This is a genomic window from Mycobacterium angelicum (genome assembly GCF_002086155.1).
Classification (GTDB): Bacteria; Actinomycetota; Actinomycetes; order Mycobacteriales; family Mycobacteriaceae; genus Mycobacterium; species Mycobacterium angelicum.
Map to the genome: position 1 here is coordinate 1 of NZ_MVHE01000121.1, position 7579 is coordinate 7579.

A 7579-nucleotide genomic window follows, 5' to 3' on the forward strand; every position below is an offset into this window, starting at 1 on the left:
CCACAAACCGAGACGCCGTCAACCCCGCCCGCCGCCAATAGCCACACCCCACCCCCGCGCCGGCCACATACAACTCGCCCGCCACACCAACGGGCACCGGCCGCAACCCGGCATCCAACACAAAGAACGCCAGATTCGGCAACGACACCCCGATCGGACTGACCAGCCTTTCGGTGTCGCTTGCGTCGATATGGCGTATCGAAGCATGCACGGTGGTCTCGGTGGTGCCATACATGTTGATCAGGCGCGGCACCTCCGGGTGGTCGGGCAGCCAACTCCGAAGACGTTGCGGCTCAAGGGCTTCACCGCCAAATACCACCGTCCGAAGCGCCAGGTGTTCGCCCAGGTCAGGTAACAGCGCATAGAACGCGGACGGGGTCTGACTCAAGACGTTGACACGTTGTGCAATCAGTAGCGCGTGCAATTCCGCCGGGGAGCGGGTGAGTTGTTCGGACACAACCACCAGCCGACCGCCATAGAGCAGCGCACCCCATATCTCCCAAACCGAGAAATCGAAGGCATAGGAGTGGCACTGACTCCACACCTGTCCCGGCGCCGACTCCACGCTCGCCTCTAGCGAGGCGAAAAGTTGAATGACGTTGCGGTGAGTAATGGCTACGCCTTTGGGGGTTCCGGTCGTGCCGGAGGTGTAGAGGATGTAGGCGAGGTCATCTGGGGCCGGGCCCGAGCCGACTGCTGGATGAGCGGGCTGGTCGTCGAGGAGGGCCTCGTCAATGTCGATGACCGCAAGTTCATGTGCGTCCAAGCGCGCCGCCAGCCCGGTGGTGGTCAGCGCCGCGCACGGGGTGGCGTCGCTGATCATGAAGCTGACGCGCGCATCGGGGTGAGCGGGGTCGATCGGCAGGTACGCCGCCCCGGTCTTCAGCACCGCCAAGATGCCGATAATTGCCTGGCTGCAACGGGGCGCCAGCAACGCCACCACATCACCGGCGCCCACCCCCCGGTCAGCCAGCTGCTGCGCCACCCGTTTGGCCGCGGCATCAAGCTCGCGATAGGTCAGTGAACCAGCCGCATCGACCAGCGCGGTGGCCTCCGGAGTGCGTTCAACCTGAGCGGCAAACAACTCCGGGACGGTCGCGACGGGTATCGCGGTAGCGGTGGTGAGGTCGTTGGTCAGGATCCGTTGGCGCTCATTGGCATCGAGCAGATCGAGCACATCTATCCGTTGCTGCGGATCGGCAGTAATGGCCTCGAGGACGCGTAGGTAGTAGGTCACGAAACCCTCGATGGTCTCGCGGTCAAACAGGTCGGTGGCGTACTCAATGATCCCGGGCATCGGCTGCAGCGGCTGCCCGGGCACCACCGGCACCTCAACGAGGTTGATGAGCATGTCGAATTTCGCGGTCTTGGTCGGCGCCGGCAACACCGCCAGAGCTAGTTCAGGTAGCTCGATGCTGGGCAGCGGATTGTTCTGCAACGCGAAAAACACCTGAAACAGCGGGTGGTGCGCGGTGGATCGGGTCGGGTTCAGCAGCTCCACGAGCCGTTCAAACGGCGCGTCCTGGTGTTGGTAGGCGGCCAACGCTTTGGCGCGGACCTGCTCGAGCAGCTCGGTGAATCGCGGGTTGCCCGAGGTATCGACCCGCAACACCCAGGTGTTGACGAAGAATCCGATCAACTCGGCCAGCGCGGCGTCGGTACGCCCCGCGATCGGGCCACCGATCGTAATGTCATCACCGGCGCCGAGCTTCCGTAGCAGGACCGCCAACGCCGCCTGCAACACCATTGACATCGTCGTGCCGGTCTCGTGGGCCCACCGCGCGATCCGCTCCCGCAACCCCGCATCGATGCTGAACGGCACATGCTCTCCGGCAAAGGACTGCTCCGCCGGACGTGGCCGATCCAACCGCAACTCGATCTGCTCGGGCGCCCCCGCCAACTCGGCCCGCCAATACGCCAACTGCTGCGCGACCACACTGTCGCGATCATGCTCGTCGCCCAGGATCTCGTTCTGCCACAACGTGAAATCGGCGTACTGCACAGCCAACCCCGACCACCCCGGCTCCCGGCCGGCACGCCGCGCCGCGTACGCCGTCGCCAAATCCTGAGCCAACGGCACCAGTGACGCCCCATCGGCGGCGATGTGGTGGACCACCAACACCACCACATGTTCACTGGCCGAGATCTCCAACACCTCGACGCGAATCGGAATGTCGCTGCCCAACGCGAAGCGATGCCCGGCCGCTCGGGTAATCGCCGCCGCCAGCTCCGCATCGGTGACCCGGCTCAGCGGCACCGATATCGCCGTCGGCGGCAGCACGTGCTGCCAGGGCACCCCGTCGACCGCCGGAAACACCGTGCGCAGGCTTTCATGACGGGCCACCACATCACCGATCGCGGCCCTCAACGCCGCGACGTCCAGCGTTCCGGTCAAGTGCAGCGCCAACGGAATGTTGTACGTCGCCGACGGGCCCTCGTACTTGTCCAGGAACCACAACCGGCGCTGAGCAAACGACAACGGAACTCGAGCCGGACGCGGCCGCACAGTCAACGCGTCGCGCACCCGGTGCCCGTCATGGGCGTTGATCCAGTCACCCAGCCCCGCCACCGTCGGGGTGTCGAACACCACCCGAATCGGAACCTCAACACCCAACTCAGCACGCACCCGCGCCACCAACCGCATCGCCGTCAACGAATGCCCACCCAGAGTGAAAAACCCATCATCAATGCCGACCCGCGCCAACCCCAACACCTCGGCGAACAACCCCGCCAACAGCTGCTCACGCTGATCACGCGGCCCCCGATAGGCCACGGCACTGTCAAACTCCGGCGCCGGCAACGCCCGCCGATCAAGCTTGCCGTTAACCGTCAACGGCAACTCGCTCAACACCACCACCGCCGCCGGCACCATAGCCTCCGGCAACCGGGCCGCGGCGAACTGGCGCAGCTGGGCCCCGAGCTCGATCGCTGAGGGATCGCTCACATAGTCGGCGATCGAACCCACCGCCGCGGCAGGCAAGTACACATCCGACAGCAAGGTTGTGGGCGACTCGGCGGCGGTGAAGACGAGGTCCATCAGGCCAGGAGTCGGCGACCAGGTCACCGCCGTGGTGTATCCCAGTTGCCGGCCCAGCGCATGACATTGGTGCGGCAACACGGCATCGGTCCCGGATGCGTCTGCACGCAGTTCGCAGGCCGCCACCTGGTCGTCGGCTTGGGCTAACGCGTGCGCCATCGCCACCTCGGGCCATAACCCGGCATGAGGCACACCGGTAACACGCAACCCCGACGGCCGCTCGGCCTGCAGGTACTGGCCCAGTGCGTCGAGGTCTGCCCACCGCTGCCAGTGTTGGGCCGGCAGCTCGGCGACGGAGACCACCGGCGCCGGCGCCTTACGCAACACCACCTCGTACCGATAGCAGCTCAGTTCGTTGACCGACGCCATGTTCTTGAGTTGCACCTCGACCGCGGCGAGATCGGCAAGATGCGCGGGCAGCGCGGTAAAGAATTCCGGGGCCAGTAGCAGTTCCTGCTCGGCCAGCATTTGCCGACGGACTCGCTCTCGCAGCACCGCCGCGGTGTCCTCGCTCCCGCTCGTGTTGGCACAAACCATCCCGGTGGTGAACGCCTGCAGCAACGACCGGTTGCGTACGTCGCCGACAAATACTGCTCCGCCGGGCGCCAACAGGCGCATCGCGGCCGCCAGCACCTCAAGCAGATAGCCCGCGCTCGGGAAGTACTGGATCACCGAGTTGAGCACCACGACATCGAAATGGCCTTCGGGTAGCCCATCGTCCACATGCGCCGGCTGCGTCAGTAAGCGCACCCGCTCACCCCACGGCTGCGCCGCCTGTAGCGCGGTGATGGCCGGCGCGGAGAAGTCGGTGCCCCAATATTCGACACACCGCGGGGCCAGCTGGGCCAACAACAACCCGCTGCCCACGCCGATTTCCAACAGCCGCTGCGGGTGTAACTGCGCTATCCGGTCTACTGCTGCCGCACGCCATTCCTGCATCTGCGCCAGCGCGATCGGGTCTCCGGTGTAGCTGCTGTTCCAGACCCCGAAGTCCTCACCCAATACGACCGGCTTAGCGGTGGTCTCCGAATACTGGCCGTCGTAGACTCCGCGCCATTGCTCAACAAGCTGTTCTTCTTGCGTGGGCTCGCGGGTGAGCAGCATGTCGTGATCCAGAACGACATAGCCCACCAAATGCTTGTCGCCCGACGCGGATGTGGCTGGGTGGGTAGTGACGACCGCATGCGCCACCCGGGGATGAGCCGCTAACACCGCTTCGATCTCAGCCGGCTCGATGCGGTGTCCGCGGATCTTGACCTGCTCGTCGGCGCGGCCGACATACATCAGCTGGCCGTCTGCACCCCAGCGCACCACATCCCCGGTCCGGTACATCCGTGTCCCGACCCCGGAGAATGGGCACGCTACGAACCGTGAGGCGGTCAACCCCGTCCGACGCCAATAGCCACACCCCACGCCGGCACCGGCCACATACAACTCCCCGGTAACTCCGGCGGGCACCGGCCGCAACCCCGCATCCAACACGAACAGCGCCGCACCCGGGATCGGCGTGCCGATTGACGGCGGCCCGGAACCGGGTGTCAACGGCGCACTCAAAGACACCCACACGGTGGCTTCGGTGGGGCCGTAGGCGTTGATCATCGCCCGCCCAGCTCCCCAGCGGTCCACCAGCTCGCTTGGGCAGGCCTCGCCGAGCAGCACCAACGCCGCCGACCCCAAACCCTGTGGTGATAGCAGCGCTGCCGCAGAAGGGGTCTGGGTCAGCACATCGACCTGTTCGGCCACCAGCAGAGCGTGAAACTCGGCCGGGGAGCGAGTGAGTTGGTCGGGTACTACGACCAGCCGTCCGCCGTGGAGCAGCGCACCCCATATCTCCCACACCGAGAAATCGAAGCCGTAGGAATGGCACTGGGTCACGGCCTTTCCCGGCGTAGGTGTGAACGGGGTCGGCGAGAAGAGCTGGGTGGTGTTCTGGTGGGTGATGGCGACGCCCTTGGGGGTTCCGGTAGTGCCGGAGGTGTAGATGATGTAGGCGAGATCATCGGCGGCCGGACCTGGAGCTGGCGGTGCGTGAGCCGGTGGGGCGCTGACGAGGGCTTCATCAATATCGATGACCGGCAGTGCGTATCCGTCCAGCCTTGGGCGTAGTGCGGCGGTGGTCAGCGCGGCGTACGGGGTGGCGTCGTTGATCATGAAGCCGATGCGGGCATCGGGGTGGGCCGGGTCGATGGGCAGGTACGCCGCCCCGGTCTTGACGATCGCCAGGATCGCGATGATCGCCTGGGTGCAGCGGGGCGCCAGCAGCGCCACCACATCACCGGCATCCACTCCGCGGTCGGCCAGCAACTGCGCCAACCGATTCGCCGCGGCATCAAGCTCGCTATAGGTCAGGGCTCCGGCCTCACCAACTAGCGCAGTGGCGTCGGGGGTGCGCTCGACTTGGGCGGTGAAAAGTTGCGGGATGGTCGCGACCGATATGGCGGTAGTGGTGGTGTATCGGGTCAGGATCTGGCGGCGCTGCGCAGCATCGAGCAGGTCAAGCACATCGATCCGGTGCTGCGGATCCGCAGCGATCGCCTCAAGGATGCGCAAGTAATAGGTCGCGAACCCTTCGATGGTCTCGCGGTCAAACAGATCGGTGGCGTACTCGATATCCCCGGGCATCGGCTGAGGCGGTTGGCCGGGGATCACTGGCATGTCAACGAGATTGATGAACAAGTCGAATTTGGCGGTCCCGGTTGGCGCGGGTAGCGCCTCCACACCGAGGTCGGCGAGTTCGATGCTGGGCAGCGGGTTGTTCTGCAACGCGAAAAACACTTGGAACAGTGGGTGGTGTGCGGTGGACCGGGTGGGGTTGAGCAGTTCTACCAACCGTTCAAACGGTGCGTCTTGGTGTTGGTATGCGGCCAGCGCTTTGGTCCGGACCTGCTCGAGCAGCTCACTGAACCGCGGGTTGCCCGAGGTGTCGACCCGCAACACCCAGGTGTTGACGAAAAACCCGACCAGCTCGCCCAGCGCGGCATCGGTACGCCCGGCGATCGGCCCCCCGACGGTGAGGTCATCACCGGCACCGAGTTTGCGCAGCAGCACCGCCAACGCCGCCTGCAACACCATCGACATGGTGGTGCCGGTCTCCTGGGCCCGTCGCGCGATCCGGTCCCGCAGCCCCGCATCCACGCTGAACGGCACGTTCGCACCGGCAAAGGACTGTTCGGGTGGGCGCGGCCGATCACACGGCAACTCGACCTGCTCGGGCGCCCCCGCCAATTCCGCCCGCCAATACGCCAACTGTTCACAGACCACACTCTCGGGATCGTGTTCATCACCCAAAACCTCGTACTGCCACAGCGTGTAGTCGGCGTACTGCACCGCCAACGGCGCCCACCCCGGCTCCCGACCCGCACGCCGCGCCGTATACGCGGTGGCTAGATCCTGGGCCAGCGGCACCAGCGAGGCGCCGTCGGCGGCGATATGGTGCACCACCAACACCACCACATGCTCACGGGGCGAAACTTCCAACACCTCGACCCGGATGGGAATCTGCGTGCCCAACGCGAAACGATGCTGGGCCACCCGGGTGATCGCGGTGGCCAACTCCGGACCAGTGACCCGGCTCAACGGCACCGGTACCGGCGTCGCCGGCAGGATCTGCTGCCAGGGCACCCCGTCGACCGCCGGGAACACCGTGCGCAGGCTTTCATGACGGGCCACCACATCGCTGATTGCAGCGTTCAACGCCACAGTGTCCAGTGATCCGCTCAGATGCAGCGCCAGCGGAATGTTGTAGGTCGCCGACGGGCCCTCATACATATCCAGGAACCACAGCCGCCGCTGAGCAAACGACAACGGAACCCGCGCCGGGCGTTGTTGGGTCGTCAAGGCCACCCGCACCCGCTGCCCACTGTGAGCGCTGATCCACTCGGCCAACCCCGCGACCGTCGGCATATCGAAGACAGCCCGGATGGGCACTTCGACGCCCATCTCGGCGCGGACACGCGCCACTAGCCGCATCGCCGTCAACGAATGCCCACCCAAATGGAAAAATTCGTCATCGATGCCGACGCGCGCTAGCCCGAGAACTTCGGCGAACAACCCGGCTAGCAGCTGCTCGCGTTGATCACGCGGCCTCCGATAGGCCACCGCGCTGTCAAACTCCGGAGCAGGTAACGCCCGTCGATCCAGCTTGCCGTTGACCGTCAATGGCAACTCGGCCAACACCACCACGGCCGCGGGCACCATGTAGGGCGGTAACCGGTCGGCCACCGCGGCACGCGCCCGGTCCGGGTCAACAGTCCCCACCACATAACCAACCAGGCGTTTGTCGCCGGGACGGTCCTCACGGGCGATCACCACCGCCTGATCCACCCCATCCACCCCAGCCAACACCGCCGCGACTTCCCCGCACTCAATGCGATGCCCACGGATCTTGACCTGCTCATCAGCACGACCCACATACACCAGCTGGCCATCTGAACCCCAGCGCACCACATCCCCGGTCCGATACATCCGCTCCCCGACGCCGACGAACGGGCACGCCACAAACCGCGACGCCGTCAACGCCCCCCGACGCCAATACCCACACCC

General features: G+C 65.7%; 1 protein-coding gene. It reads right to left on the reverse strand.

Annotation, left to right across the window (positions count from 1 at the left end; translation table 11 throughout):
• On the reverse strand, positions 1–7579 hold a 7579-nt coding region (locus BST12_RS28045), incomplete at both ends, for a non-ribosomal peptide synthetase (RefSeq protein WP_139802004.1).